Origin of the sequence: Sulfurospirillum sp. MES (genome assembly GCF_000789415.1) — a bacterium.
Classification (GTDB): Bacteria; Campylobacterota; Campylobacteria; order Campylobacterales; family Sulfurospirillaceae; genus Sulfurospirillum; species Sulfurospirillum cavolei.
Genome location: NZ_JSEC01000001.1, coordinates 414,114 through 440,857 on the forward strand (window position 1 = coordinate 414,114; position 26,744 = coordinate 440,857).

Genomic DNA, 26,744 nt, shown 5'->3' on the forward strand with positions numbered 1-26,744 from the left:
TTTTTGATTCTATTCTTCTAGAACAATAAAGTCAAGTCTCTCATTGCTCGCTTTTAATATTTCAATTTTGAAATTTTTAAAACGAATAATTTTACTTTCATCTAAGTTATATGTTAGGTCTTGATAAAAAGCTGCTCTTGCCATATCATCTTTAAATTCTCTATATTGAATTTTTATATCGTTGTTACTTTTTCCATTGTAGAGAAGCATCAGTTCAAAAGAGCCTTTTAAAAAAGTTTCTTCAACATTTGATGAGCTTTTCAAGTCATGTTTTTGAAAAACTTTTTGCCCAAGATAGGTTTGTATATAATTTTCTTCTACGATTTTCCCTGATGAATCGAATAAATGAGCACTTCTTATATAACCTTCCAAATCAGCTTTTATATAACGATACCATCCACTGTCATTATAAATAAAAATATAATATTCATTTGCCAAAGATTTGGATTGTCCACTAAGTGAGTATAATTGACCTTTGTTCAATGCTTTAAAATCAATTAAAGATTCCACTTGCTGATTATCGGAATTGATAGTTTCTTTAATATGTTTTTTATATGAAAATTTATTGATAATTTTATCACCTACATAGCAACTTTGCCTTTTGCCTAAAATATAACTTTTAGATTCTTCATTTTTAATGAATTCATTTTTTTTAGATTCAAAAATTTTAAAATCGCTAGGAGTTGATGATGCGCATCCACTGAGTAATACAATAGTCAATATTAATAAAAAAACTTTCATAGCACATAGCCTTTATCAATAATCTGACTCAAATTATTGCCTAAGAAATCTTAAAAGAGTATTGAAACGATAATATCCTAAATTTTGATTTGACAGGACTTCTTTATATAAGTTTAATAAACACTAAATAAAATACTAAAAAAGGTATTTAAAATGCAACCTATTTTATCCAACTACACAGCAAGCATCACCGAGCTTAAAAAATCACCCACGCAAATTTTGGAAAATGCGGGTGATGAGGTTGTCGCCATACTCAATCATAATGTAGCGAGTGCTTATCTTGTGCCTTCAAAAACGTATGAAAAACTGATGGCGATGTTGGATGATTATATGCTCTCCAAAGAGGTGACAAGCAGGCAAAGCGAAGATTACACGCCCATCAAAGTAACGCTTGATGAGCTATGAGTTAGAGTTTCACCCACAAGCGCTTAAAGAGTGGAAGAATTTGGGTGAGACGATCAAAGAGCAGTTCAAAAAGAAACTCAAAGAGAGACTTGAAAATCCGAGTTAGCCTTGATACACCAAGTGCTTTACATGTAAACGCAAAAGGCCATTGACATGCAAGGTTTAGAAACTCAAAAATACCACCCTTCTTTTGCTCTTCAAACTTTCATCGATACGTATTGGAGCCTTCAAAACAGTTCGTCCAAAAGCATTTTAATACCCATCGTGCCGGATGGATGCATGGATCTTGTCTATCAAAAGCGGCAATGGATGCTTGTCGGAGCGATGAGCGAGAGCAAAAGCATTACGATAGAAGTGGGTGATTATTCGTTTGGAATTCGTTTTCGTCCTTCCGTTTTGCCTCAACTGTTAAACATCGAAGCCCATACTTTTATCAATCGGGTCGTCCCTTTAGCGGAGGTGTCTCCATCGTTACGCAATCAGCTTGATCGTTACGGGGCGAATGAGGCTCAAAAAGTCATTCTCCTTGACGCGCTTTTTGAATCTTTATGCAAAACGACGGTATTTCATCAACCGATACTCAACCTCGTTGATCACATCACATTGTATCAAGGCGTTCGAACGATGCGCGATTTGGAACATTTCACACAGCTTGGAAGTCGCCAAATTGAGCGGCTTTTCAAGCATTACATCGGGTATACGCCGAAAAAATTTTGTACTATTCTGCGCTTTTTTACGGTCTTTAAAGAGGTAATCAAAAACGATATTTCCAATTTTTCCGCGATTGCGTATGAATTTGGCTATTGTGACCAATCTCACTTCAATAAAGAGTTCAAAAAATTCTCACAGTTTTTTCCCACGCATGAGATTATGTCGGTTTTTTACAAGACAAAAGCGTCGTTGCACCCTACAATACGGTAAAAAATTAAGGTCGATACGATGAATATAAAACTTTTGCTAGCAGGGCTTTTGGCACTGGTAACGACGCTGATTCACGTCATCGCAGGCGGGGCGGATGTCGCTTCGGTATTGCTCGCGACGCCGATGGATGAAGAAGCGAAGCTCGTTTTGTATGCCCTATGGCATATGGTTTCGGTAACGCTAGGGTTTTCGGCATTGATTTTCATACGAAGTTCTTATGCCTGTACGAAAGAGCTGCTTGTAACCGTGAGGTGCATTGCTTTTTTGTGGTGCTCTTTCGGCGGTATCTTTTTAGCCGTGATAGCAATGCAAACATCAAGCGGTTGGTGGTTTAAATTACCGCAGTGGGTATTGCTTTTACCGGTTGGATTGCTTGGATTTTGGGGAAGTTCACACTATAATAGTACGCGATAAACTCTTCAAAACAGAGCACCCTGAAGCAACGCAAGGAGAACGATGTTCGGAACACACGATCTTTGGCTTTTTGTCGTCTCCGGTTTACTGCTCAATATGACGCCCGGAGCCGATACGTTTTATATTCTTTCACACGCTTCGTCACGAGGCTTTAAAGGCGGTTTGGCGGCGGCTTTGGGAATTTCGACAGGATGTATGGTGCATATCGTGGCGGCAAGCGTCGGCTTATCGGCCCTTCTCGTTGCTTCCGCAACGGCGTTTACGGTCGTGAAGGTCATCGGTGCGTTGTACCTTTTGTATTTAGGCTTTAAGATGATCTTTCAAAGTGCCTCTCTCGTTTCGTCGCAACGTGCGCGATTTGTCTCGTTTCAAACGATTTTTTGGCAAGGGTGTTTAACCAACGCGCTCAACCCCAAAGTCGCACTTTTTTTCTTAGCATTTTTACCTCAGTTTGTGGATCAACAAGCGCAATACCACTCCTTAAGCATGCTCTTTTTAGGTGTCGTCTTTAACGTGAACGGAACGTTATGGAATATTTTGATCGCATGGAGTGCAACGCTTGCACTGCAAAAACTAACGTCGGATCATTTCGCAATTCGATGGTTTCATAAAACCGTCGGAGCTCTCTTCCTCTTTTTAGGGCTGAAACTGTTGCTTGATGAGCATTAAAAACGTTACATGTAAGGCTAAACGTTTCGGCATAACGCATTTGTAGAAAATTTTTAGTATACTAAGTCCCGAAGTCCCGAAACACTCTTGTCTTGAGAGGGCATGCCATGAAAGTGATCGTCTCCCTTTTTTTTATAACGGCGTACTTTCTTGGATGGTTGCATGCCGCAACGGTTGAGATAAGCCCACAAGAGCAAGCATGGTTGGATAAAACCAAAACCCTTCACGTTCGCATCACCAAAGACCTTCCGCCGTACCAATTTATGCAAGAGGGCGAGTACGTCGGCATCAGCGTTGAGTACATCAAATTTTTTGCTTCCATGTTCAATCTCAAAATCGAATACGACGCCCGCGGCAGTTGGGCGGAAGCGTTGGAGCGTGTGAAAACGCACGAGGGTATCGACGTCATTTTACGGTTGACGCCTAATTCTCAACTTCACCAAACGATGCTCTTTAGCAAAGCCTACTGTGCTTTTCCTTTCTCGCTTTTAACGTCCAAAACCTTTCCTTCCGAAATCTTCTTTAACGGGAGTATGCGTAAAATTGCCGTGGTTCCTCATTACGTGATTAACGAGAAGCTTAAACACGATTTTCCGCATTTTACCTACGTCACTTATGCCAATTCTCTTGAAGCGATGAGGGCGGTCAACGAGCATAAAGTCGACGGTTTTATCGGCGATATTGCGATTATGAGCATGTTTGTTAAAAATTATCGTCTGGATAACGTCAAGATTTCCAATCTCACGCGCTACGCTACCGAAGAGCAGTCTGTTGCTGTGGCGAAGGATTGGCCTGAGTTTATCTCGCTTTTTAATAAGATGTTGGAGGTCATGCCGCAAGATTTACATGTAAAGATCAAGCGCAAATACCTTCCGCTGGTTCAGGAAAAAAATTCGCTTGCCGCCACGCAAAGTATCGAGCTAAATGAACATGAAAAAATGTATATCGCAACGCATCCCATCATTAGCGTGACCAACGAGCTTGGCTGGTATCCGTACGATTTTAACGAAGAGGGCGAGGCAAAAGGTTTTTCGGTGGATTATTTGAAACTTTTAGGCAAAAAAGTAGGCATACATTTCAATTTTATCAGCGGTACATGGCCTGTCGTGTTTGAAAAGTTTCAAAACAAAGAGATTCAGATGGCGCAACCGCTCATTCCCTCCGCGGAGCGACGTCACCATTTTCGTTTCAGCGATAAATTTATCACGATGGACTTAGCCCTCATCACCCAAACCAAGCGTCACGACATCAGCACGATGGAAACGCTCAAAGGTAAAACGGTCGGTGCGGGCAAAGGGTGGCCGACGACGCAATACCTCAAAGAGGAGTATCCCGAGCTCAACGTTGTGGAGTATGAAACCGCCAAAGAGATGCTCGAAGCGATCGCATACGGATTGATCGACGCCGGAGTCGACGATGCGTTTACGGCGCATTATATCATCGAAAAAGAGATGCTCACCAACTTACATGTCGCTTTTAAAGTCGCGCTCAAAAATTTGGAAGATAGCAACCTTTACATCGTGATGCAACCCGAAGACGAAATCCTACAAGGGATTATCAACAAAGCCTTGCACAGCGTCACGCCCGATGAACTAGACGCGCTGAAATCCAAGTGGTCGAAAAGCATTATGTCCAAAGAGTTGAGATTGGCTTTTTCCTTAGACGAGCAGATATACCTTGCGCAAAAAAACCGTATTCGTATGTGTATCAATCCCGATCAAATGCCTTTGGAGATGAACCAAAACGGGAAGCACGTGGGCATCATTGCCGATTATATCGCCCTTATGGAGACGTTTTTAGGCGTTCCGATCGATTTGATACCGACGCGCACGTGGGCGGAATCGCTTCTTAAAGCCAAAGAGCGTCAGTGCGACATTTTATCGCTTTCCATCGCGACGCCCGAACGTAAGGCATATCTCAATTTTACCCATCCGTACATGCAAATACCGCTTGTGTTGGTTTCGGGGGAAGACAAAGTGTTTTACGCAGACATGAACGCGCTTGCGGGCAAATCCATCGGTATAACCAAAGGGTATGCGTACGGCGATATTTTGAGGGTTCATTATCCGAATCTTCAATTTGTCGATACCCCAAGCGACGAAGAGGGACTCAAGCAAGTGGCGCAAAAGAAGCTTTTCGGGTTTATCGGGACGTTACCGACGATGGCGTATCAGATTCAAAAAGACTATTTCGGTTCGTTAAAAATCATTAGCAAACTGGATGAAAAAATAGACCTGAGCATCGCGACGCGAAACGATGAACCGCTTTTGCTCTCGTTATTTGAAAAAGCGATCGATTCGATCGATGCGACCCAAAAACAAACCGTTTTAAACAAATGGATTTCGGTCAACGTCGAGGGGCATATGGACTATACGTATGTTTATATCATTTCGGCGTTCATCGGTTTTATTGTTTTTATCGTCTTGATCAGGCAGTATCAACTCCATCAATACAACGTAAAACTGGAAATCCTCTCCAACACCGACAAGCTTACGGGTATTCATAATCGTTTGAAGCTGGATGATATTTTAGAGCAGGAAAAAAAGTTGTTCGATCGGTATCAATCACCGCTTTCGATTGTTTTATTCGACTTGGATTATTTTAAAAACGTGAACGACAATTACGGGCATAAACGAGGCGATGAGGTACTCAAAAGCATCGCCGCAATTGTGATGCGTGCGAAACGCGAAAGCGATGTGTTCGGACGTTGGGGCGGCGAAGAGTTCTTGCTCATTTGCCGCAACACGGACAAAAACGGGGCTAAAACTTTGGCGGAAAAATTGCGCGAAAGCATTGCCGCGTACAGGTTTCCCGAAGTAGTTTCGATTACGGCGAGTTTCGGGGTAGCGCAATTTGAAAAATACGATAGTATCGTTAAAGTTTTCGACAAAGCCGACAAAGCCCTCTATGAAGCCAAAGCGCAAGGGCGAAACCGCGTCGTTGCATTTGACATGTAAGATTTAACGTCTCTCTACAAGATACCGCTTCCAAAGCCAAACCGCCAACGCCAGCGCAAAGCTTCCAAACAGTGCGCCGACGAAGCCGACGTATGCCATAGAACTGTGCGAAATGACCAGACTGCCTACAAACGCACCTCCACCGATACCGATGTTGTAAATGCCCGAGTACATCGACATCGCTACGTCGGTCGCGTCGGGGGAAAGTTCCAAGACGCTGATTTGTAAAATAAGATTGACCAAACAAACCGCAATGCCCCATAGGACACACAAGACGCTCAAACTAAGAGGGTAGAATCCAAGCGGTAAGAGCAGCAAAAGTACGCCGATCAGCATGCTTAAAGCAAAGACGATCAGGCGAAACGGATGGCGTTGTTTGAACTTGGCAAAGATCACGCTTCCTAAAAGTCCGGACGTACCGAAGATAAAAAGTGCGGTCGTGGCAAACGTCTCTCCCAAGAGCGAGACTTGTTGTACGAAAGGCTCGATGTAGGTATAGGCGGTAAAATGTGCGGTAATCGTGACAATCGTGAGCAGGTAAATGCCCAGCAACGCCGGACGCTTCCATAACAACGGCAGGCTTTTAAGCGATCCGGCGTTAACGCTTGGAAGCAAAGGCAGAAGTTTGACGAGAAAGAAAAGCATGAGGGTCGATAATGCGGCGATACACCCGAACGTAAAACGCCACCCCAACGCTTGCCCGATAATACGCCCGATCGGCAATCCCAACACCACCGCCAAAGCACTTCCCGTTGCTAAGATGCTGAGTGCGCGCGTGGTTTGACCTTTGGGTGCTAAGCGATAGGTCAACGAAGCGGTAATCGACCAAAAAATCGCATGGGCAAACGCGATGCCAACGCGTGAGACCATCAAGGTCGTATAGCTCCACGCAACGCTTGAGAGCAGATGTGCGCCGATAAAAAAGACCAAAAGCAACAGCAAAAGTTTTTTGCGTTCGACCGACTGGGTTAAGAGCATTAAGGGCAACGACACGGTCGCGACGATCCACGCGTAAACGCTCATCATCAGCCCCGCTTGCGCTTCGCTCATACGAAAATCGCGGGCGATGTCGGATAAAAGACTGATGGGCGCAAATTCGGTGGTGTTGAAAATAAACGCGCAAATCGTTAAACAAAAAACGGGAAACCACGGGCGAAGCGAGGTATAAAAAGGTAGCAATGCAACTTTCATAACGCGAAGTGTAACCAAAACACGTACAAAAGAAGTTGAAAGAAGGTTTGCTATAATAAGCGTTGAATTTCACTCAAAAAGACGTCTCATGAAAAAAGCCGATTTGTGTCCTTGCGGTAGCCAAAAACCCTATGAAGCGTGTTGCGAACGTTACCATAAAGCAATTAACGCGCCGACATGTGAAGCATTAATGCGTTCGCGTTTCAGTGCATTTGTCTTCGGTTTGGCGGATTATTTGGTGCAAACGACGCATCCGCATTCGCGCGACAAACACCTCAAAGAAGAGATTATCGCTACATGTAAGCGTATCGCATGGATGAACGTAGAGGTTCTAAGCGTATGGCAAGGCGGCGTCAACGACAAAGTCGGCAAAGTTTCGTTTCGCGCAACGTACGTTCATGAGGGTAAAGAGGGTTTACATGTCGAACATTCGCGCTTCAAACGCTACGGCAAAACGTGGATGTATGTTGACGGTGAAGTGGATTAGGTCTCATCGAAGTAAAAAGCGATTTTTTCATAGAGCTTGGCTTTGAAATGCGTAGAGTCCATAAGAAGCATCGTCTCATACGAGAGTGAGATGAGCATCAAAAACTCTTCGACGATCATCGGGTCAAAATGTTTTCCGCTGCCTTCGCGTAAAATCGCAACGGCTTTTTCCAAAGGGTAAGGCTCTTTGTAAGGGCGCTTGGAAGTCAAGGCGTCAAAAACGTCGACAACGGCAAAGATACGAGCCGCCAAAGGGATCTCTTCGCCTTTGAGACCGTGGGCATAACCGCTTCCGTCAAATTTTTCATGATGGTATAAAATAACCTCTTTAGCTTCATCCAGCCATTCAATACCGTGAACGATTTCAATGCCTTTTGTCACATGCTCTTGCATACGGTTAAACTCTTCATCGGTCAGTTTGCCGGGTTTGAGCAAAATCGCATCGGCGATACCGATTTTTCCGACATCGTGTAAAAAAGCGCCTTTGATCAGTTTTTGGATCGTTTCGCGCGGCAAGTGGATACGTTCGGCTAAAGCGATGCTGTAAAGCGTGACGCGATAATTGTGTTCGTCCGTGTCGCTGTCTCTTTGTGCGATGGCGTTACCTAAAGAGCGAATGGTTTGAATATTGCTGTTGATGAGCGCCGAGTGCTTTTGACTCAACTGCCGATATGCTAAAACAATCAGCGGAAAAATGATGAGAGATAATAACAAGGTACTAATGCAAATGGCGGCTACCGTCATCACGAGACTGTTTTTAAACTGTTTGACGCTCAAAGGATTGATCAGCAAAACGCCCTCGATGTAACCGATCTTATGCGTATTGACGACTAAAGGAAAAAAAACTTGTATAAAGAGATGTTCTTGAAGGCTAAAAAAATTATAAACGGGACGGGCGTCTTTGGGAAATGTATGCAGTAAAACACGATCATGATTTTGTTGAATCACGTCATCTAGTATTTTTGCCTTTTGCGTTTGAGGTGAAAGGTTAAAAAGCTCTTCATGGTTTTCGTCATAAATTTCAAGATGAATAAACTCCATTTTATTCATAAGTGTTTGTGCATTATGCCGCATTAACTCGCTTTTTTCTTGATAATGTTGTTTGAGGGAGTAGGAATACTCTTCTTTTAAACTACCTAATTGCTCTTCAAGATGGCGACTGAGCGTTTTTTCAAAATCGCGTTGCATAAAGTACACCTCGCCCCATACGCCAAAAATGAGTAGGATGAGGGTTGCGAAAGATGCGCGTAAGATGAAAGAACGTAAAATGGTACGATTCACTGTGAGACTCCCAAGAAATTTGCAAAATCATACTATAATTTACGTCAAGAATAATGATAAACCATAAATTGTTTTAAAGAGAGAGCCCCTTAAAATGTATGCATTAGACGTGATTCAACAAGAACTTCACGAAGATATTTCACGCTTCGGACGCATCAGTTTTGTGAAAAAAGGCGAAGTCCTGATGCGACCGGAAGAGTGCTTGGAACACTTTTTCGTCGTATTGGAAGGGCGCGTGAAAGTCTCTCAAATTAACTTTGAAAACGGTAAAGAACAGATTTTGTATTTGTTGAGTAAGGGCGACATGTACGACGTGATTAGTTTGCTTGACGGGAAGCTTCACGAAAACGTTGCCATGGCATTGGACGACGTCAAATTATTGGTTTTTCCGATTGAACTGTTTCGCGAATGGATCGAGACGAAACCTTCGTTTAACAAACTGTTTTTTCCTTACGTCGCCAAGCAGTTGCGTGACGTCGAAAATTTGGCAAGCGAACTCTCTCTCTACGATACGACGACGCGTTTGATTAAGCTGATCGCGCGGAACATCGAGGAGCATGAAGGAAAACAGACGCTCAAACTCATCAACAACCTTTCACACGAAGAGCTCGCTAGTCTTGTAGGCACGGTGCGCAAAGTGCTCAACCGAAACCTTCAATCGCTCAAAAAGCAAGGATTAATTGACGTGAAGCGCAAAGAAATTTTCATCAAAGACTCCCAAAACCTGCTCGAACACCTTCCCGAGGAATAAACGTCATACAAACCACGTGCTACCCTTGCAAGAGGCAAGCCATTTAGTGCTACAGCGGCTTAGCGTAGGCTTTTGGGCTTTGCCTAAAAGCCGTGATGAAAAAAGGGTTTTTGTGCTACTTAAGTGGCAGACATCCTTGATAGGTTTGGGCTAAACTTCTCTCATCAAAAAAACTACAAGGAGTTAGCCATGTTAGTCACACGATTCAATCCGTTTAGAGAACTTAAAGAGCTTGAGAACAAGTTGTTCGGTTACTATCCCGTTGAGGCGGACGAGAACGGTATCTCCGCGTTTAAGCCGAGTGTGAGCACGCGTGAGGGCGAATTTGCGTATCACGTCGAAGTCGATCTTCCCGGCGTTAAAAAAGAAGATATTCACATCGATCTGAAAGAAAATCAGTTGATTATTTCAGGAGAGAGAAGCTTCAAAGAGGAGCGCAAAGAAAAAGACTACTACAAAGTCGAAAGTTCCTACGGTAAATTCCAAAGAAGTTTCGCGCTTCCCGATAACGTCGATGTCGAAAATATCGAGGCAAGTAGCGAAAACGGCGTACTAGAAGTGGTACTTCCCAAACTCAAAGTCGAGAAAGCCGAAGTCAAAAAAATCGAAGTCAAATAAGCTTTTTAATCTTCTTCTAGGCAAGGTTTTTCCTTGCCTTCTTCCCCTTGATTCCTTACTTTTCTCTCTTTTTCGCTACAATCTTTGTGTGGATTCTACCATGAGGATTGGAAGCGGTGAAACGTCTTTTGCACAAAATTTTATGGCCCTTACTTATCTTTATGATCGGCGTTTTCGTCTCTGCCTTCGTCGCATGGAAGAGCGAAGAGTGGATCGAACAAACGGAAAAAACCCGTTTTACCAATGCGTCCAACCAAGTCATTTTACTGATCGAAAAAGCACTCGATTCGAACGTGCAATTGCTTCAAAGCGCGGTTGCGTTTATGAACGCATCTTCGAACGTGACGCGTCTGGAATGGAAACATTTTGCCGATCAACACCATGTCGAACAAAATTTTCCGGGACTCCATGCCTTAGGCTACGCGCCGCTTGTCAGAGCACACGATCGTCCCGAGCACGAGCGTGAATTGTGGAATGAAGGGTTTCCTTATTATACGATTTTTCCGCAAGAAGAAGCCGGCGAAATCGCTTTTCCGATTACCTATTTGGAGCCTTTTACCGAACACAACCAAAAAGGACTAGGATACGACCTCATGAGCGAAAAGGTTCGTAAAGAGGCGATTTTTCATGCGATTTCACGTGCGGAAACGACGCTTTCGTCGAAAATTGATTTGGTTCAAGAAAAGAACGACGATCAAAAACCCGGTTTTATCATTTTGCATCCGGTCTACAGCCATACGCCCCTTCCTTTATCCGATGCGCAACGGTTGGCGCAAACCAAGGGGATCGTTTTTGTAGCGGTTAAAGCACAAACGCTCTTTCAAACGCTCTTGGAAGCTAACTATATTATGGTGGATTTTGAAATCTACGACGGCGATACGCCGGTGCTTCAAAAGAGGCTTTACGACTCAAAACCCGCTTTAACGATGCCAAAATTCGAACGTTACATTGTATTGGAACTTTACGGTAAAAAATGGACGCTTTATTTTAAATCCGATCAAGTGCTCGATATCGGTTTAGGACGCTACCTTCCGGCGGTTCAGATGAGTTTGGGCGTGCTTTTGTTTGCTCTTTTAAGCGCATGGATTTATACGTTACAGCACACGCGCGAAAAAGCGTATCGTATCGCCGAGGAAAAAACACATCGACTGTTGGAGTCCGAAGCGGAAATCCGCTCGATTTTTCAAGCAATGAGCGAAGGCGTGATGGTATTTGACGCACAAGGTAATTTGATTGAGTGCAATCTTGCTTCGCAAGAGATGTTTAACCTCTCTTTGAGCGATATGCTCAAGTCTCCGCCCACAAATCTCAATGCGTGTCATGAAGACGGAAGAGCGTTTTTAAAAGAAGAACGTCCCGTTTACAGAGTTTTGGCGACCAAGCAAGCATGTTACAACGTCATGATGGGGCATCGACGGGAAGAGGGCGAAGTGTTATGGTTTTTGATTAACGCGCAACCGATTTTCAAAGCCGATTTTGAAACGATCGAAAAGGTGGTCGTAACCTGTAGCGATATGAGCGAATACCGAAAATCAAGAAGGGAAATCGAGCGCTATTTACATATTATCGATACCTGCGTCATGATCTCTAGCACCGATACGCAAGGAGCGATTACCGAGGCAAGCGACGCGTTTTGTAAAATTTCGGGTTATACCAAAGAGGAATTGATAGCTCAAACGCACCGTCTCTTAAGGCATCCGGACGTTCCGCTTTCGTTTTACGAAGCGATGTGGAAAACGCTACAAACGGGTACTTCATGGCACGGAGAGATTAAAAATCGGCGTAAAGACGGCTCGACGTATTGGGTCGATACGATCATTACGCCGCGCTACGACGATGCGGACCGTTTGATCGGCTATATGGCAATTCGTAACGACATTACCGATAAAAAGCGTATCGAGGAACTTTCGGTAACCGATCAATTGACGGGATTGTACAATCGTTTGAAACTCGATGAACTGTTCGCATTGTATCTGAGCTTGGCAAAACGACACCGCTCGGCGTTTTCGATTGCGCTTTTAGACATCGATAAATTTAAATCAATCAACGATACTTACGGTCATCAAGTCGGCGACATCGTATTGCAAGAGCTCTCTTCGGTATTAAAAAGCCGTATTCGTAAAGAAGACGCGCTCGGACGATGGGGCGGAGAAGAGTTTTTGATTTTGCTACCCCAATGCGATCTTGCGGCGGCGTACGCTTTGGCGGAGAAATTACGCGCTTTGGTCGAGAGCCATGCCTTCAGCCGCATCGGAAGCAAAACGGTCAGTTTCGGCGTGGCGACGTTTCATATCGGCGATGATGAAAAAAGTATGGTCGCGCGAGCGGACGAAGCGTTGTACCGTGCAAAAGCGCACGGGCGCAATCGCGTAGAATGTGAAGTTTATACGCAAGATATCTCGTTCTAAACACTTTCTTAACCAAGAAAAGGTAAACTTTTCTTTTCATTTGACCGACGGCGTCGGCAAACTTTAGCATGCCGTAGGTTACGGTAAAAAGTCTACATGTCAAGATTGATTATAAGGAAAATAATGCCGTTTTGGAATCATATTTACGCTCATTTTGATCCGGTCGCTTTTAAATTAGGCCCCGTTGCCGTACATTGGTACGGATTGATGTACATGTTAGCCCTTTTAGGTGCGCTTTATGCCGCAAAGTTTTTTGTCAAAAAAGACGCGCTCGGTTTTTCGAATCAAATTTTGGAAAGTTATTTTATTTGGATCGAAATCGGGATCGTTTTAGGCGCACGCATCGGGTATATTTTGTTTTACGATCCGCATTTGGACTATTATTTGGCGCATCCGTGGCAGATGTTTAACCCTTTTATGGACGGAACGTTCGTCGGTATTCGCGGCATGAGCTATCACGGCGCGATTGTAGGATTTTTACTGGGAACGTGGTTTTTCTACCTCAAATACAAAGTGAATATCTGGCGGCTTTTGGACCTTGTCGCTTTAAGCGTACCCGTGGGGTACATTTTCGGGCGTATCGGAAACTTTTTAAATCAAGAGCTTTTCGGCCGCGTAACCGACGTGCCGTGGGGCATTTACGTAGATGGCGTTTTGCGTCATCCTTCTCAATTGTACGAAGCGTTATTGGAAGGATTGGCGGTTTTTCTCTTGCTTTACATGTACCGTTCGTCTAAAAAATTCGACGGTGAATTGATTGCGCTGTACGGTCTTTTTTACTCTTTAGCGCGCTTTACGGCGGAGTTTTGGCGCGAGCCTGATTTTCAAATCGGCTTTGTGTACGGAGGGTGGATGAGTAAAGGTCAAGCCCTTTCACTCGTAATGGCGGTTGCATCGCTCGTTTTATACGGGGTGATTAAAAGGCGGATGAAGAGGGGGTAAAAAATCCCTTTTAAATCCCCTTGGCTATATTATAATTTCGTAAACCGAGTTCTTAATTGACGAAAAAAAGTACAAAGTAATCGAGGCTATTTCGTTGAAAGCGTTCGAAACGACGTGATTAAGTACATCCGAATGTGCAAACAATGCGCCTTCGGATGTGTTTATTAAACTTCACAAAAAGGATGAGATGTGAGTGACCTACTTGAAGGTTTTCTAGGTACCAGCGTAGAAGGGAAAAAGAGTAGAGTTCCGGCAAAACTTGATTATATTCAAAGTGCGACCGGCCTCTTCTTAGGTTTGTTTATGTGGGGACATATGTTCTTTGTTTCAACGATTTTAATTAGCAAAGACTTTATGTACACCATAACCAAAATGTTTGAAGGCAGTATGTTCTTAAGCGAACCGCAACCTTGGATCGTTTCAGGAATCGTATTGTTCGTTTTCGCCGTATTTATCGTTCACGCGATGCTCGGAATGCGAAAATTACCTATTACGTTTCGACAATACCAAGCCTATAAAACCCATATGGGCATGATGAAACACGACGATACGACGATGTGGTTTACGCAAGCATTTACCGGTTTTGCGATGTTTTTTATGGGATCGGCGCACCTTTTGATGATGGCGGCACAATCCGATAAAATCGGACCGTTCGGATCGTCAGAGCGTATGTACGGCGATTTTATGTGGCCGTTTTACCTTCTTCTTCTTTTAGCCGTAGAGTTCCACGGCGGCATCGGTTTGTATCGCCTCTGTGTTAAATGGGGTTGGTTCGAAGGTGCTAACGCAAAAGAGTCTCGAAAGAACCTCAAAAAAGCAAAATGGGCCGTTACGGCGTTCTTCTTGGCGTTAGGACTCTTAACATTGGCCGCATACGTCAAATACGGGTACGAATATAGCCACGGTTTGGTCGATAAATATAAACCTACGGCACAAGTTGAAGTAAGATTTGATGAGAAGGTTAGGGCGTAAAAATGAACGTAAAATATTGTGATGCACTGGTCATCGGTGGCGGTTTAGCAGGTTTAAGAGCGGCGATTGCGACGCAATCCAAAGGTTTGAGTACAACGGTTTTAAGTTTATGTCCGGTAAAACGTTCGCACTCTGCGGCGGCACAAGGCGGTATGCAAGCAAGTCTTGGTAACTCAAAAATGAGTCGCGGCGACAACGAAGACGTTCACTTTGCCGATACCGTTAAAGGTAGCGACTGGGGATGCGATCAAGAAGTTGCTCGTATGTTCGTAACGGTTGCGCCTAAAGCGATCCGTGAGCTTGCCGGCTGGGGCGTGCCTTGGACGCGAATTGCCAAAGGCCCAAGAGAAGCGATCATCAACGCGGAGAGAACGACGATCGTTGAAGACGACGAAGTACACGGTTACATTCATTCTCGCGACTTCGGCGGTACGAAAAAATGGAGAACCTGTTATACGGCGGATGCAACAGGTCATACCATGCTTTTCGGCGTTGCGAATGAAGCTTTAAAACATAACGTCAACATCGAAGATCGAAAAGAAGCGATTGCGTTGATTCATGAAAACAACCGTTGTTACGGTGCGATCGTAAGAGACCTTGTAACAGGCGAGCTTTGGGCTTACGTTGCTAAAGGAACACTCATCGCAACGGGCGGTTACGGAAGACTTTACAAACAAACGACCAATGCGGTTATCTGTGACGGTATCGGTGCGGCGATTGCGCTTGAGACGGGCGTTGCACAGCTCGGTAATATGGAAGCGGTACAATTTCACCCGACTCCGATCGTTCCATCCGGTATTCTTTTAACGGAAGGTTGTCGAGGAGACGGCGGTATTTTACGCGACGTTGACGGTCATCGTTTTATGCCGGACTACGAACCTGAGAAAAAAGAACTCGCCAGTCGTGACGTCGTAAGCCGTCGTATGATGGAACACATTCGTAAAGGCAAAGGCGTTAAATCTCCCTATGGCGAGCACTTGTGGCTTGATATCTCTATTCTCGGTCGTGCTCACATCGAGCGTAACCTAAGAGACGTACAAGAAATTTGCCAAATTTTTAACGGCATCGATCCTGCGGATGAGGGTCCAAAAGGTTGGGCACCGGTTCTTCCGATGCAACACTACTCTATGGGCGGTATCAGAACCAAACCGACCGGCGAGTCTCCGACCCTTAAAGGTCTATTCTCGGCTGGTGAAGCGGCATGCTGGGATATGCACGGATTTAACCGTTTGGGCGGTAACTCCGTCAGCGAAACCGTTGTTGCGGGTATGATCGTGGGTGATTATTTTGCGGATTTTTGTTTGGCAAACGAAGTAGACGTCAATACGGCAACTATTGAAAAAGCATTAAAAAAACAATCCGATTTCATCAACCACTTGTTAACCAACAAAGGTAAATACAACATTTTTGAAATCAAAAACAGAATGCGCGACATTATGTGGGAAAAAGTAGCGATTTTCCGTGACGGTAAAGGTCTTGCCGAAGCCGTAAACGAGCTTGAAGAGCTACTCAAAAAATCACACGACGTTACCGTTAAATCCAAAACAACCTCTGCCAATCCGGAGCTTGAAGAAGCGTATCGCGTACCGATGATGCTCAAACTGGCTCTTTGCGTCGCCATGGGTGCGCGCGAGAGAACGGAAAGCCGTGGTGCGCATTACCGAGAAGACTTCTTGAAACGTGATGACGCCAACTGGTTGAAACGTACCCTTACGTCATGGAAAGAGGGCGCGACTCTTCCAACCGTAAGCTATGAAGATTTAGACATTATGAAAATGGAAATCCCGCCGGCGTTCCGCGGATACGGCGCAAAAGGTATGATTATCGAAAACGAACTCAGCCTTAAACGCCAAGAAGAAGTGGATAAAATCCGAGAAGAGATGGAAGCCGCAGGCAAAGATCGACACGAAATTCAAGACGCGTTGATGCCATTTGAACTTCAACCTTACTATAAAGCTAAAAATGAGAGATTTGGAGATGCAAAATGAGTAGAACTATTACCATCAGGGCTATGAAATATAACCCGCAATCAAAACTTTCAAAGGCGCATTTTGCAGAGTACAAGCTGGAAGAAACCGATGGTATGACTTTGTTTATCGCCTTAACAAAGATTCGCGAAACGTTGGATGCCGACTTATCGTTTGACTTCGTATGCCGTGCCGGTATTTGCGGTAGCTGCGGTATGATGGTTAACGGTAAACCGGCGCTTGCATGCCGTACGTTGACGAAAAACTTTCCTGAAGGTGTAATTCAATTAATGCCGATGCCGGCGTTTAAATTGATTAAAGACCTTTCCGTCGATACGGGTAACTGGATGAACGGTATGAGTAAACGCGTCGAGAGTTGGATTCACACCAACCATAAACCCGACATCGCAAAACTCGAAGCACCGATGGATCCGAAACTTGCCGACGAAACGTTCGAATTGGATCGTTGTATCGAATGCGGTATCTGCGTTGCGGCGTGCGGTACGAAATTGATGCGTCCTAACTTTATCGGTGCGGTCGGCATTAACCGAGTCGCCCGTTTTGCGATGGATCCGCACGATGAGCGAACGGATGAAGATTATTACGAGCTTATCGGCGACGATGACGGAATTTTCGGATGTATGAGTTTAGTCGCATGTGAAGACAACTGCCCTAAACACTTACCGCTTCAATCTAAAATTGCGTATATGAGACGAAAACTCGTCGCACTTCGCGATAAATAGTCGACTTTCAAAAAGGACGAAGCACTTGCTTCGTCCTTTGTTTAATCTTTTCCGTTAACTCCGTATTTTGGTTTTTATTATAATAAAAGCTGATATAATCAAAAAAACATTTAAAGATAGATTCGTATGCATGTGATTCACGATTTTTTTCTGCTAATTTGGAACGAACGGTTACAACAACCCGCTGTTTTCGACGAAACGCTTATGGATGCGCTGATGCGGTTTGCCGCACGCGATCAAGACGCTTTTTGCGATCATCTGACGATTGTTTTGATGCTAACGCCGCAAAACCTCTCAAGCGTCGCATCGCTTGAACCGACTCAAACCGTCTTTACGACACTTTTTTCAAATCTTCCGATGCAAAAAACATGCATGTATGCCCAAAAACATGCCTTAGAGTGTTTGGTTCGTTTAGGCAATCTTTCGTTGGTCGTTTCAATCGAAGAGCGTTTAGAGCGTTTACGAAAAGAAGGCATTATCTCTTACGACGCTTTGCGTAGTTTAAGCAGCGTTCTTGCCTTAATCGAAGAGAAAAAAGTCGAAACGCTTCCTTTGGAAATCAAAAGTGCGCTCGGCGGGAAAAATTACTATCAAAAAGCATTGAATCTTTTGCAAACGGCGATTTCCAACCTGCATAACGTCGTTGAAAACGATACGTTTCGCGAGCGACTAAATCAAACGCACGAGCGTTTGACGAAAGGAGACTTTTCTATCGGCGTAACGGGAGTCATGAATGCCGGTAAATCGACCATGCTCAACGCCTTACTCGGTGAAGAGGTACTCGGAACGTCCGTGGTTCCCGAAACGGCCAATTTAACGCTGATTCGTTATGCGCAACAGCCTTATGCGATTGTTCATTTTTGGAATCGAAAAGAGTGGCAACGTATCGAAGAGGGCGCAACGAGGCTTAAAAGTCTCGAGGCATTCGTACACGAGTCAAAGACGCATTTCGGTACGCAATTTGAAAGCTTTATTACGCCTCAAGGACTCAGCCAAACTATTCGTACCGATCAATTAGCGCAGTTTACTTCCGCAAAACATTCCGATAAAAAATGCAATCTCGTCAAAAGCGTTGAGCTTTACACCGATTTAAACTTTCTTAAAGAAGGCGTCGTCATCGTCGATACTCCGGGCTTAGACGATCCCGTCGTCCAACGCGAAGAGATAACCGTATCGTACCTTAGCGAATGCGATTTAATGATTCACTTGATGAATGCGGCACAAGCGGCGACGCAAAAAGACGTCGATTTTATCATCGATGCTTTACTCTACCGCAACGTTGCTCAGCTATTGGTCGTCATTACGCGCATCGACGCCGTGCGGGAAGACGAACTCGAAGAGGTCATCACGTATACCAAACAAAGCATTGAAGCGCGTTTGAGAGAACAAAACAAAGCTTCACGCTTAGACGACGTGATCGCACGGATCGTTTTTCTTCCGATGGCAGGAAAATTGGCGTTGCTGCACAAGCTCGGACGAGGGGAAGAGGCGTTAGCCCTCGGATACAACCAGCAAAAAACGGGTATTTTAGCTTTGGAAGCGTATTTGGAAGAGGTCTTGTTCGGAGAAAAAAGCCATAAAGCGCGACTCATCGTCTCCTCTAACCGCAAAGAACTCGAAAGCATCGTTGAAAGTGCCTTGAGTGCCTTTGCGCACGAGAAGCGTTTGCTAGACGTTTCCAAAGAAGAGGTGGCGGCGGCATACGAAGAACATCAAGCACAAAAAGGGCGCATCGCTTCATTTTTAGAGCAGATAAAACAAACGCTAAACGAGAGCCGAAACGACATGCAACTCTACTTTACGACGCTCCAGAAGTTTGCGCTGCAAAGACTTGAAACTTTGCAAGGTGTTTTGAAACGCCGCATTTACGATGACGTGAGTTACGAAACGACGAAAAACAAACGTTTACCCAAAGAAGAGCGTATTGCTTCGATGATCGAAACGGCAATGAAAGACGGAATGGTCGATTTGATTCGGGATTATCGTTACGAATTCGAGAAAAAAACGCACGGTATGTTTGAATACATGAACGCCAAATACGGAGAGTTTCAGCACGAAAGCAGTGCCGTAACGCTTGATGCGCGCAGTTTTTGTGAAGAACATTTAAGCACATTATCGGTTTTTAAAAATAATGCGGCACTGATGCAAGGCATTGAAAGCGCGATGCATCGTCACGCAAAAAGCGATTTAAGCCGGTTCTCGCAAGAGTGCGATCTTGTTTTGGATGAAGAGTTTGCGCAAATCAAAGAGATGATCGAAGCCAAGCTCGTCCCGATGAACGCAGCACTTCTACAAGCCTTCATCGCACAATGTGAAGCTCCTGCACACACCCTTGAGATGCGTTTTGTTCAAGAGGGCGAACTCTTGGAAAAAGCGATGCATCGCATTCAAGATCAAGGGTTTAGACGTGAAGTTCGTTTGGACGAAATTGGCGAAAAAGAGCGCGTATTGCTATGCGTACGAGACGAGTTGCGAACGATAATGGAGGCACAATGAGCCGTATTTTAGAGACTTTTATCGCGTGTTATCACGAACGTTTTTTAAAGCAAACGCCGACGTTTGACGCGACGCTTTTAGGATTTCTCAAAAAACTTCAGTATGTTCTGCTGGACGAATCGCATTTACCTTCCGCACAACTGACGTATGCACTCGAACAGTTGCAAATACGTTCCGAAGAACCGATGAAAGTGGCCATTACGGGGCAGTTTTCCAGCGGTAAGTCTACGTTCTTAAATGCGCTTTTGGCAAAAAATATCTTGCCGACGGGCATTACGCCGGTCACGTCGAAGGTCAATTACATTCGCTACGGCGACGCTTTTAAGATTCGTGTCCATTATAAGGACGGTCGCGACGAATACCACAATATTGCTACGATCGCGCGCTTTACCGATCAACGGGAAAACGTCGAAGATATTGCGTATTTGGTTTTGTACGCACCGCTCAATATTCTCAAAGACATTGTCTTCGTCGATACGCCGGGGCTCAATTCTCAAGCGGCAAGCGACACGCAAACGACGGAAAAAGTCTTACGCGAGGTAGACGGCATTATCTGGTTGACCTTGATCGACAATGCGGGGAAAATGAGCGAACTGCATGTGCTAGAAGCGTACCTCGGAAAATACCAAAATAAATCTTTATGCGTTCTCAATCAAAAAGACAAGTTTACCGAAGCGCAAGTCTCTCAAACCGAGGAATACGTTAAAACCGCCTTCAAAGAGTTTTTTAGCGACGTCATTCCCATTTCGGCACGTCAGGCGTTGGAGTCACGAAGCCACGATAAAAAAGTGATGATGCAAGAACGGCTTGACGCTTTTATGCAAAGCTTACATGTCAAGCTTGAAAAAAGCGGCGATAAGCTTGACTTTGCACAAATTGAGCAAGATTTTAAAGCGTATGAAGCCTCGTTGGACGTTATTTTACAAAGCGATTTGGGAGCCAATCTCGAACTTTTAAAAGCGTCCAATATCGATAAAGTCTTAGACTTCATTCGCAACGAAATACAACCCAAAGCGACCCAATCCAAAGAGTTTGCCATCAAAAAAGAGATTGAAGAGATTACGGGTAAACTCATCGCGCAACACGAACTTTTTATCGCGATTTACGATCAACTTTTGAATGAAATTTTACGTTTTGAGTCTGAGGCGACGGCCTTATTTACGGATTTGAAGGGTAAGTTTTCGCACGATCTAAAAAGTGCTTTTATGCGTATCGAACAGATTATCGACACCATTGCCGATGCGATTTACAATCAAGTGACGCGCGAAAAAAAAGTGCGCTACGAAGCCCGAAAAGAAGGTTTTTTTTCCAAACGAATCGCTTATGCGCCGTTTGAGTATTTAGCTCCTAAAATCAATTCCGATTTGATCTATAAAAACCTTTTCTACGACGATAACGTCATCGGAAAAATGTTCAAACAGTACGTACGAAGCTTGGGTGCGATTCAAAACGAAGTCAACGATAAAAACCGCTTGGTTTATCGCTCTTTGGAACACGGCATTTTAAAATGGCAAGCACCTTATGAGATTATCCGAAAAAGCGAAGCATTGCATTCGGATATCGAATTTGCTAACCTTCGCCGTTTCGCTTCCAAAGTCTATGAAACGATTTTAAAGCCTTTTAACGATGAAATTGCGGACTCTTACGCCAAGATCAGTTCGGAATTTAACCACCTTAGCAGTGCTGTGAGCTTTAACTATCAAAACGCTACCGAAGTGTGCGTGGCGTTTTTGGAAAACAAGATCGAAAAATCGCTCAAACTTTATGAAGAGAATCCGACGAAGTTTTCGTTATATCAGCCTAAAATCGAGGAGATCAAAGAACGGCTTCGCACCGCTTTTCACCTCTACGAACTTGAAAATATGATGAATACGCGCCATACGTTTTTAAGCAAAGATTACGATCGTTTGATTGTGCATTTTCAAGAGATTAAGGACGCGAAAGTAGCCTTTATCGAAGAGAAAAAAGCACGGCATTCGAAGTTTATAGAGCAGATTACTCTTTTGGTAAACGAGATAGCGTAACGTCGATTTTTCGTAATATGTCACGAAAAACCGGCGTCGAAACGACAGGTAAAAATCTTACATGTAACGTTTTTCTTTGAGCAGTTTGTAGAGTTTTAAAAGTGAAATAAAAAGTGTCGTAATCGCAGGTCCTAAAATCATTCCCCAAAAACCGAACGTCGTCAAACCCGCGAAGATGGCGAAAAAGATTAAAAGCTCGTTAACGGCGGTCGGCGTTTTGACCAATTTGTTATTGATGTATTTGATAAAAAGCGGCTTGACGAACGTATCTGCGATAATAGAAATCACGATAATCGAATAAAGCGCGATCACGACGGCGGCAGTAACGTTACCGTGTGCCAACTCCAGCGCACATAAAGGCACCCACATCAAAGCTCCCCCGATAATAGGAATCAGCGAAGCAAAACCGTAGAAAATCCCAAGCAATAAGCCGTCGTATCCAAAAACCATACCGATGATCGAAAAAAGCGCACCCTGAAAAATGGCACTCAGTAAAATAGAGTAAAAAACGACGCTCATGACGTTGGTCACTTCGACAAAAACGAAATTGACCTCTTTTGCGTCCATCGGCATCACGCTTTTAAAATAGTCGATCAAATCTTTGCCGTTTAAAAGCGCGAAAAAGAAGAAAACGACGATCAGAAGCATGTCTTTTAAAAAGCCGGCACTGTTTTTACCGATAGCTCCTAAATACGAGAGTGCCGTCGTCGAAATTTGAGCGATATTGAGGTTATTGATAAAATCGTCCAAATTAGGTTGTAAAAAGGCTAGTGCGTCGGGTAGTCTATAGTCGAGGTTTCGCAAATAGGTTTGTACTTTTTCGATCATCGAAAGATCGAAGTTGTTAACGATACCGCCGACGGAAGTGATCGTATAGACGATAGGCCCGAACAGCAATACCAAGAGCAAAAGCGTCGACAACAATGCCGAAACGTGTTTGTTGCGAAAGATCGTGTAGAGCTTAAAATTGATATTGTACGTCGCCATCGCCAGCAAAGAAGCAATCGTAATAATCATCAAAAAAGGCTCGTAAAGTTTGATGATCGAGTAAATGACCGCCAGAAAAATAGCCGTTAAAAAAAAGCGATGTTCGTTCATACATGGTCCTCAAATAATCCGTTTTGCATCAAAGGCGGCGTAAGCCTGAAAAGCTCGTACGTCTTAGGCGTCGCAACCCGTCCGCGCGCGGTGCGTTCGATGTAGCCGTTAGCAAGCAAATAGGGCTCGATTACGTCCTCGATCGTGCCTTCGTCTTCACTGAGCGCCGCGGCAATCGTGCTCAGTCCCAAAGGACGACCTTTGGCTTGAATCAGTAACTCCAAATACTTTAAATCGAGTTCGTCAAAGCCCAAGTCGTTCACGCCCAGTTCATTCAAGCCGTAACGTGCACGCTCTTTCGTGATAGAGGTTTCATCGCTCACGTCGGCATAATCGCGAATACGTTTTAAAAGACGCAATGCGATACGAGGCGTTCCCCTCGAACGGCGCGCCATCTCCAAGGCGGCGTCTTGCAAACAGAGTTTTTCAAGTTTGCCGGAGGCTTTGGTAATAATCTGCGCCAACTCCTCTTTGGTGTAAAACTGCAAACGAAAATGCATTCCGAAACGATCGCGTAAAGGCGAACTGATCATACCCGCGCGCGTGGTCGCCCCGATAAGGGTAAAGCGAGGTAGATCGATTTTGATCGTTTGTGCCGCAGGTCCAGAGCCGATGATAATATCCAGTCGGTAATCTTCCATTGCCGGATACAAAATCTCTTCAATGGCGGGCGAGAGTCTGTGGATTTCGTCGATAAACAAAATGTCGCCCTCTTGAAGGTTGGTCAAAATTGCCGCCAAATCACCGCTCTTTTCGATCATCGGTGCAGCGGTAATTTTAATATTAGCGCGCATTTCGTTGGAAATAATATGCGCCAAAGTGGTTTTACCAAGACCGGGAGGACCGAAAAAAAGAATATGGTCTAAGCATTCGGAGCGTTTAATGGCGGCTTGAATGAAGACATTGAGGTTCTTTTTGATCTTTTCTTGCCCGATGTACTCTTCAAAAGAGGTCGGTCTCAAACTTTTTTCGTATTCGCTCTCAAAAGAGACTTTTTCGATTTCGACGATGCGTTCCATTCTCTCACTTTTGATAGGTGTATTCGGTTTGCGGAAAAGAACGCTCTTGAACCTCTTTGATATAAGCGTCAAGTGCGGTTTGAACCAAGGCGGCACCCTCTAGGTAACGCTTGACGAATTTAGGTTGGAAAGCTTGGAAAAAGCCTAACATGTCACTCCAAACCAAGACTTGTCCGTCGGTATATTTGCCTGCGCCGATGCCGATCGTAGGAATAGAAATCGCTTCGGAAATACGTTTGGCGGCTTCTTCGACCACACCTTCGATCACGACGCTAAACGCACCGGCTTTTTCGACGGCTCTGGCATCTTCGATGAGGGTCGCAATATCTTCTTCGGTGCGCCCGCGTACTTTGTACCCGCCTTCACTCCGCACGAATTGCGGCATTAAGCCGATATGCCCCATCACCGCAATTGAATTTTGCGTCAAGGCTTTGATAATCGGCGCACGGGCTATGCCGCCTTCAATCTTTACGGCATGTGCATCGGTTTCGGCATAAACGCGCGAGGCGTTATAAATCGCCGTTTTTTCGTCGGTATAAGTACCAAAAGGCATATCGCAAACGATAAAGGTCTCTTTTGCCCCCGCACAAACCGCTTTCGTGTGGTACAGCATAACGTCCATGGATGCCGAGAGCGTATCGGGTTTGGCGTTAAAGCTCATATTGAGGCTATCGCCCACAAGAATGATATCGACTTTTTGATCGAAGAGGGAAGCAAAAAGCGCATCATACGCGGTAATGACGGTTAAAGGAGTCGTTCCTTTGTGTTTTTGAATGGATGTAATTGTTTTCATAAAGAGGATTATACCCTAATTTGGGATAAGAAAATTTTAGATTAAAAATGGTACAATGAGTCACTTCGGAGGTATGCACCATGGGTATTCTGGCACAATTGGAAGTCGATTTTGATATGGAAATTGTTGAAGATTTTGTTTCCCATTTTGCGATCATGTGTGAAAACATGGAACCTTTAATTATCGGAATGAGTAAAGCGGATCGCTACAGCGATAACATCGGAGATCTTTTTCGTATTTTCCACAATATGAAATCCGCCGCCGGTTTTTTAAAATTAGACCCGATTATCAAATTAGCGGTTTTAGCCGAAGACATTGCCGAAGAAGCGCGCGTGTTAAAAGGACCCGCAAGTGAAGCGTTTATCGATTGGTTGCTTTTGGTCAGCGATCAGTTTGAAAAATACCGCAAGGACGTTGAAGACGACGCGGCCTTTTTTACCGTGTTAAATCCCTTGATTATAAAAGTACCCCATCAGTTGGAGAAAGAGTGAAGCAATTAGTCGCGTACGTAACGGCGGGTTTCCCCGATAAAGCATTTACATTGGATTTGGTATCGTCCTTAAAACAATCGGGCGTCGATAAATTAGAGTTAGGTATTCCTTTTTCCGATCCCGTGGCGGATGGTCCGATCATCGAATCGGCAAACCTTAAAGCCTTACAAAACGGTTTTAAACTTGAAACGCTTTTTGAAATATCTTCCGTCGTTGCGACGGAACTTGAGACGTATTGGATGGGATATTTTAATCCTTTTTACCATAAAGGTTTAGATGCTATCACGCAAAAAGCACTCGATTTGGGCGTTAAAGGTTTTATTATCCCCGATTTGCCGCATGAAGAAGCATTGTGTTACATGCCTTTGATGCAGCAACGCCGCCTTTCAATGGTTAGCTTCGTCGCACCGACCGATACTAAAGAGCGTATCGCACATATCGTCAAGCATGCACAAGGGTTTATTTACCTCGTCGCGTATGCCGGTATTACGGGAGCACATGCCGGCGAAGATTTGAGCAAAACGATTCATGCGATTAAAGAACAGAGTCAAACGCCGGTTTTCGTAGGATTCGGCGTGAATGAAAAGACGGCTAAGGAACGGGCAAAAGGCGTTGAAGGCGTTATCGTAGGAAGTGCATTTGTCGAAGTCTTATTGGATGAGAGCCTAAGCGGTACTCAAAAAATCGAAAAAATTGCGGAAAAAGCACGCATCATCAAAGAAAAAATTAATGCTTAAGCATTATTGAGGTGCTTTTTTTGTATCGGCAGGCTCGGGTTCTTTGAGCCTTGCTAACAATTGATCGAACGGTTCTTTCGCTAGAATTTCCGCAAACTGCGTACGGTACGTTTGAATAATACTCACGCCTAAAATATCGACATCATAGATCATCCATTCTCCGGCATTGGCGGTTTTATAAAATTTGTAAATAATTTCGTACACTTCGCCGTTTTTCATGAGATGGGTCGTTAAATGAATCCGCGTGTCTTTGATTTTCTCTAAGTTCTTAATCACGATCTTTTCGTCGGTATAAAGATCGAGTTTTTCCATGTAGGAGTTTTTCAGGCGCATCTCGAACAACTTCGTAAATTCGTGCTGTTTCTCTGAAGATAAACTTTCCCATTGCTTTGCGCCTATCGATAGTTTTGCCATTAACGTGTAATCGAACACGGAATCGAAAATGGCAAAAATTTTACCCGAACGCTCCGGTTTTGAAAGATGCGTATTGCGTAAAATAGACGTAGCAAGATCGATATTAGAGCGCATAAAAGGCGTAATGTCGCTTTCGGGGAGTGCTAGAAGCGAATGCGCACATACGAGCATAACCCAAATGCCGGAAAGTAATTTTTGCAACATGG

Annotated in this window: 25 protein-coding genes; 18 read left to right on the plus strand and 7 right to left on the minus strand. The window is 44.3% G+C overall.

Translation table 11 applies throughout. The features are described from left to right. Positions 1-9: 9 nt before the first annotated feature. The gene (locus tag OA34_RS13445) at positions 10-741 is read right to left on the minus strand and encodes a hypothetical protein (RefSeq protein WP_052435342.1); all 732 of its coding nucleotides are present in this window, start codon (positions 739-741) and stop codon (positions 10-12) included. Between the two features lie 153 nt (positions 742-894). Here OA34_RS13445 and OA34_RS02135 point away from each other — a divergent pair, with 153 nt between their 5' ends. The 6 genes from OA34_RS02135 (at position 895) to OA34_RS02160 (ending at position 6,107) form a co-directional block, all read left to right on the plus strand. Next, complete coding sequence (locus tag OA34_RS02135) at positions 895-1,146, plus strand: type II toxin-antitoxin system Phd/YefM family antitoxin (protein WP_025343726.1); 252 nt, start codon at positions 895-897, stop codon at positions 1,144-1,146. Beyond that, on the plus strand, positions 1,136-1,252 hold the full coding sequence (locus OA34_RS02140; protein WP_231563878.1) for a type II toxin-antitoxin system RelE family toxin: 117 nt from the start codon (positions 1,136-1,138) through the stop codon (positions 1,250-1,252). Before OA34_RS02135 ends, OA34_RS02140 begins: the two co-directional genes overlap by 11 nt. Before the next feature lie 47 nt (positions 1,253-1,299). Next, positions 1,300-2,067 (plus strand): helix-turn-helix domain-containing protein, encoded by a 768-nt coding sequence (locus tag OA34_RS02145; protein ID WP_039672172.1) that lies wholly within the window; start codon positions 1,300-1,302, stop codon positions 2,065-2,067. An 18-nt stretch (positions 2,068-2,085) separates the two neighbouring features. Beyond that, entirely contained in the window at positions 2,086-2,481 is a 396-nt protein-coding gene (locus OA34_RS02150; protein WP_039672173.1) for a hypothetical protein, read from the plus strand. A gap of 42 nt (positions 2,482-2,523) precedes the next feature. Next, positions 2,524-3,150 carry a LysE family translocator gene (locus OA34_RS02155; RefSeq protein ID WP_039672174.1) on the plus strand — a complete coding sequence of 209 codons (627 nt, stop codon included), beginning with the start codon at positions 2,524-2,526 and terminating at the stop codon, positions 3,148-3,150. Between the two features lie 107 nt (positions 3,151-3,257). Then, positions 3,258-6,107, plus strand: coding sequence for a transporter substrate-binding domain-containing diguanylate cyclase (locus OA34_RS02160; RefSeq protein WP_039672175.1), 2,850 nt, complete (start codon positions 3,258-3,260; stop codon positions 6,105-6,107). A gap of 3 nt (positions 6,108-6,110) precedes the next feature. On the opposite strand, the gene OA34_RS02165 is transcribed toward OA34_RS02160, so the two are convergent. Next, the gene (locus tag OA34_RS02165) at positions 6,111-7,298 is read right to left on the minus strand and encodes a sugar transporter (protein WP_039672176.1); all 1,188 of its coding nucleotides are present in this window, start codon (positions 7,296-7,298) and stop codon (positions 6,111-6,113) included. 88 nt (positions 7,299-7,386) lie between these two features. Between OA34_RS02165 and OA34_RS02170 the strand changes: the two genes are divergently transcribed. Continuing rightward, positions 7,387-7,785, plus strand: coding sequence for a YchJ family protein (locus tag OA34_RS02170; protein WP_039672177.1), 399 nt, complete (start codon positions 7,387-7,389; stop codon positions 7,783-7,785). Here OA34_RS02170 and OA34_RS02175 read toward each other — a convergent pair. Then, positions 7,782-8,972, minus strand: a complete 1,191-nt coding sequence (locus tag OA34_RS02175; protein ID WP_286682805.1) for an HD-GYP domain-containing protein — start codon at positions 8,970-8,972, stop codon at positions 7,782-7,784. The genes OA34_RS02170 and OA34_RS02175 overlap by 4 nt on opposite strands. 187 nt (positions 8,973-9,159) lie before the next feature. Here OA34_RS02175 and OA34_RS02180 point away from each other — a divergent pair, with 187 nt between their 5' ends. The 9 genes from OA34_RS02180 to OA34_RS02220 all read left to right on the plus strand — a co-directional run bounded on the left by OA34_RS02180 (position 9,160) and on the right by OA34_RS02220 (position 21,986). Continuing rightward, complete coding sequence (locus OA34_RS02180) at positions 9,160-9,816, plus strand: Crp/Fnr family transcriptional regulator (protein ID WP_039672178.1); 657 nt, start codon at positions 9,160-9,162, stop codon at positions 9,814-9,816. Between the two features lie 189 nt (positions 9,817-10,005). Continuing rightward, positions 10,006-10,434 carry an Hsp20/alpha crystallin family protein gene (locus OA34_RS02185; protein WP_039672179.1) on the plus strand — a complete coding sequence of 143 codons (429 nt, stop codon included), beginning with the start codon at positions 10,006-10,008 and terminating at the stop codon, positions 10,432-10,434. A 116-nt stretch (positions 10,435-10,550) separates the two neighbouring features. Beyond that, positions 10,551-12,842 carry a sensor domain-containing diguanylate cyclase gene (locus OA34_RS02190; RefSeq protein ID WP_286682806.1) on the plus strand — a complete coding sequence of 764 codons (2,292 nt, stop codon included), beginning with the start codon at positions 10,551-10,553 and terminating at the stop codon, positions 12,840-12,842. 123 nt (positions 12,843-12,965) lie between these two features. Then, on the plus strand, positions 12,966-13,784 hold the full coding sequence (gene lgt, locus OA34_RS02195) for a prolipoprotein diacylglyceryl transferase (protein WP_039672180.1): 819 nt from the start codon (positions 12,966-12,968) through the stop codon (positions 13,782-13,784). Between the two features lie 189 nt (positions 13,785-13,973). Then, positions 13,974-14,756, plus strand: a complete 783-nt coding sequence (locus OA34_RS02200; RefSeq protein WP_039672181.1) for a fumarate reductase cytochrome b subunit — start codon at positions 13,974-13,976, stop codon at positions 14,754-14,756. 2 nt (positions 14,757-14,758) lie between these two features. After that, the gene (locus OA34_RS02205) at positions 14,759-16,744 is read left to right on the plus strand and encodes a fumarate reductase flavoprotein subunit (RefSeq protein ID WP_039672182.1); all 1,986 of its coding nucleotides are present in this window, start codon (positions 14,759-14,761) and stop codon (positions 16,742-16,744) included. Beyond that, positions 16,741-17,466: a fumarate reductase iron-sulfur subunit gene (locus OA34_RS02210; RefSeq protein WP_039672183.1), complete on the plus strand. Its 726-nt coding sequence runs from the start codon at positions 16,741-16,743 to the stop codon at positions 17,464-17,466. Before OA34_RS02205 ends, OA34_RS02210 begins: the two co-directional genes overlap by 4 nt. A gap of 126 nt (positions 17,467-17,592) precedes the next feature. Continuing rightward, positions 17,593-19,962 (plus strand): dynamin family protein, encoded by a 2,370-nt coding sequence (locus OA34_RS02215; protein WP_039672184.1) that lies wholly within the window; start codon positions 17,593-17,595, stop codon positions 19,960-19,962. Next, on the plus strand, positions 19,959-21,986 hold the full coding sequence (locus tag OA34_RS02220) for a dynamin family protein (protein ID WP_039672185.1): 2,028 nt from the start codon (positions 19,959-19,961) through the stop codon (positions 21,984-21,986). Before OA34_RS02215 ends, OA34_RS02220 begins: the two co-directional genes overlap by 4 nt. A 57-nt stretch (positions 21,987-22,043) precedes the next feature. Here the strand turns inward: OA34_RS02220 and OA34_RS02225 are convergent, their stop codons facing one another. The 3 genes from OA34_RS02225 to panB are packed head-to-tail and all read right to left on the minus strand — an operon-like array spanning position 22,044 to position 24,896. Further along, positions 22,044-23,084, minus strand: coding sequence for an AI-2E family transporter (locus OA34_RS02225; protein WP_039672186.1), 1,041 nt, complete (start codon positions 23,082-23,084; stop codon positions 22,044-22,046). Next, positions 23,081-24,103 carry a Holliday junction branch migration DNA helicase RuvB gene (gene ruvB, locus OA34_RS02230; protein WP_039672187.1) on the minus strand — a complete coding sequence of 341 codons (1,023 nt, stop codon included), beginning with the start codon at positions 24,101-24,103 and terminating at the stop codon, positions 23,081-23,083. The genes OA34_RS02225 and ruvB overlap by 4 nt, the downstream gene beginning before the upstream one ends. A gap of 4 nt (positions 24,104-24,107) precedes the next feature. Next, complete coding sequence (panB, locus tag OA34_RS02235; protein WP_039672188.1) at positions 24,108-24,896, minus strand: 3-methyl-2-oxobutanoate hydroxymethyltransferase; 789 nt, start codon at positions 24,894-24,896, stop codon at positions 24,108-24,110. Between the two features lie 80 nt (positions 24,897-24,976). Here panB and OA34_RS02240 point away from each other — a divergent pair, with 80 nt between their 5' ends. Next, positions 24,977-25,387 carry an Hpt domain-containing protein gene (locus tag OA34_RS02240; protein WP_039672189.1) on the plus strand — a complete coding sequence of 137 codons (411 nt, stop codon included), beginning with the start codon at positions 24,977-24,979 and terminating at the stop codon, positions 25,385-25,387. Continuing rightward, the gene (gene trpA / locus OA34_RS02245; protein WP_039672190.1) at positions 25,384-26,124 is read left to right on the plus strand and encodes a tryptophan synthase subunit alpha; all 741 of its coding nucleotides are present in this window, start codon (positions 25,384-25,386) and stop codon (positions 26,122-26,124) included. The genes OA34_RS02240 and trpA overlap by 4 nt, the downstream gene beginning before the upstream one ends. A gap of 3 nt (positions 26,125-26,127) precedes the next feature. On the opposite strand, the gene OA34_RS02250 is transcribed toward trpA, so the two are convergent. After that, positions 26,128-26,742, minus strand: coding sequence for a Tgt2/MlaC family protein (locus tag OA34_RS02250; protein ID WP_039672191.1), 615 nt, complete (start codon positions 26,740-26,742; stop codon positions 26,128-26,130). Positions 26,743-26,744: the final 2 nt, after the last annotated feature.

Bases quoted from the DNA above. Each gene is read 5' to 3' on its own strand.
- OA34_RS02165 (WP_039672176.1), bottom strand. From the start codon at position 7,298: ATGAAAGTTGCATTGCTACCTTTTTATACCTCGCTTCGCCCGTGGTTT.
- OA34_RS02225 (WP_039672186.1), bottom strand. From the start codon at position 23,084: ATGAACGAACATCGCTTTTTTTTAACGGCTATTTTTCTGGCGGTCATT.
- OA34_RS02155 (WP_039672174.1), top strand. From the start codon at position 2,524: ATGTTCGGAACACACGATCTTTGGCTTTTTGTCGTCTCCGGTTTACTG.
- OA34_RS02180 (WP_039672178.1), top strand. From the start codon at position 9,160: ATGTATGCATTAGACGTGATTCAACAAGAACTTCACGAAGATATTTCA.
- OA34_RS02210 (WP_039672183.1), top strand. From the start codon at position 16,741: ATGAGTAGAACTATTACCATCAGGGCTATGAAATATAACCCGCAATCA.
- OA34_RS02150 (WP_039672173.1), top strand. From the start codon at position 2,086: ATGAATATAAAACTTTTGCTAGCAGGGCTTTTGGCACTGGTAACGACG.
- OA34_RS02160 (WP_039672175.1), top strand. From the start codon at position 3,258: ATGAAAGTGATCGTCTCCCTTTTTTTTATAACGGCGTACTTTCTTGGA.
- OA34_RS02240 (WP_039672189.1), top strand. From the start codon at position 24,977: ATGGGTATTCTGGCACAATTGGAAGTCGATTTTGATATGGAAATTGTT.
- OA34_RS02185 (WP_039672179.1), top strand. From the start codon at position 10,006: ATGTTAGTCACACGATTCAATCCGTTTAGAGAACTTAAAGAGCTTGAG.
- OA34_RS13445 (WP_052435342.1), bottom strand. From the start codon at position 741: ATGAAAGTTTTTTTATTAATATTGACTATTGTATTACTCAGTGGATGC.
- OA34_RS02140 (WP_231563878.1), top strand. From the start codon at position 1,136: ATGAGCTATGAGTTAGAGTTTCACCCACAAGCGCTTAAAGAGTGGAAG.
- ruvB (WP_039672187.1), bottom strand. From the start codon at position 24,103: ATGGAACGCATCGTCGAAATCGAAAAAGTCTCTTTTGAGAGCGAATAC.
- panB (WP_039672188.1), bottom strand. From the start codon at position 24,896: ATGAAAACAATTACATCCATTCAAAAACACAAAGGAACGACTCCTTTA.
- OA34_RS02135 (WP_025343726.1), top strand. From the start codon at position 895: ATGCAACCTATTTTATCCAACTACACAGCAAGCATCACCGAGCTTAAA.
- OA34_RS02250 (WP_039672191.1), bottom strand. From the start codon at position 26,742: ATGTTGCAAAAATTACTTTCCGGCATTTGGGTTATGCTCGTATGTGCG.
- OA34_RS02220 (WP_039672185.1), top strand. From the start codon at position 19,959: ATGAGCCGTATTTTAGAGACTTTTATCGCGTGTTATCACGAACGTTTT.
- OA34_RS02175 (WP_286682805.1), bottom strand. From the start codon at position 8,972: ATGCAACGCGATTTTGAAAAAACGCTCAGTCGCCATCTTGAAGAGCAA.
- OA34_RS02170 (WP_039672177.1), top strand. From the start codon at position 7,387: ATGAAAAAAGCCGATTTGTGTCCTTGCGGTAGCCAAAAACCCTATGAA.
- OA34_RS02215 (WP_039672184.1), top strand. From the start codon at position 17,593: ATGCATGTGATTCACGATTTTTTTCTGCTAATTTGGAACGAACGGTTA.
- OA34_RS02205 (WP_039672182.1), top strand. From the start codon at position 14,759: ATGAACGTAAAATATTGTGATGCACTGGTCATCGGTGGCGGTTTAGCA.
- lgt (WP_039672180.1), top strand. From the start codon at position 12,966: ATGCCGTTTTGGAATCATATTTACGCTCATTTTGATCCGGTCGCTTTT.
- OA34_RS02145 (WP_039672172.1), top strand. From the start codon at position 1,300: ATGCAAGGTTTAGAAACTCAAAAATACCACCCTTCTTTTGCTCTTCAA.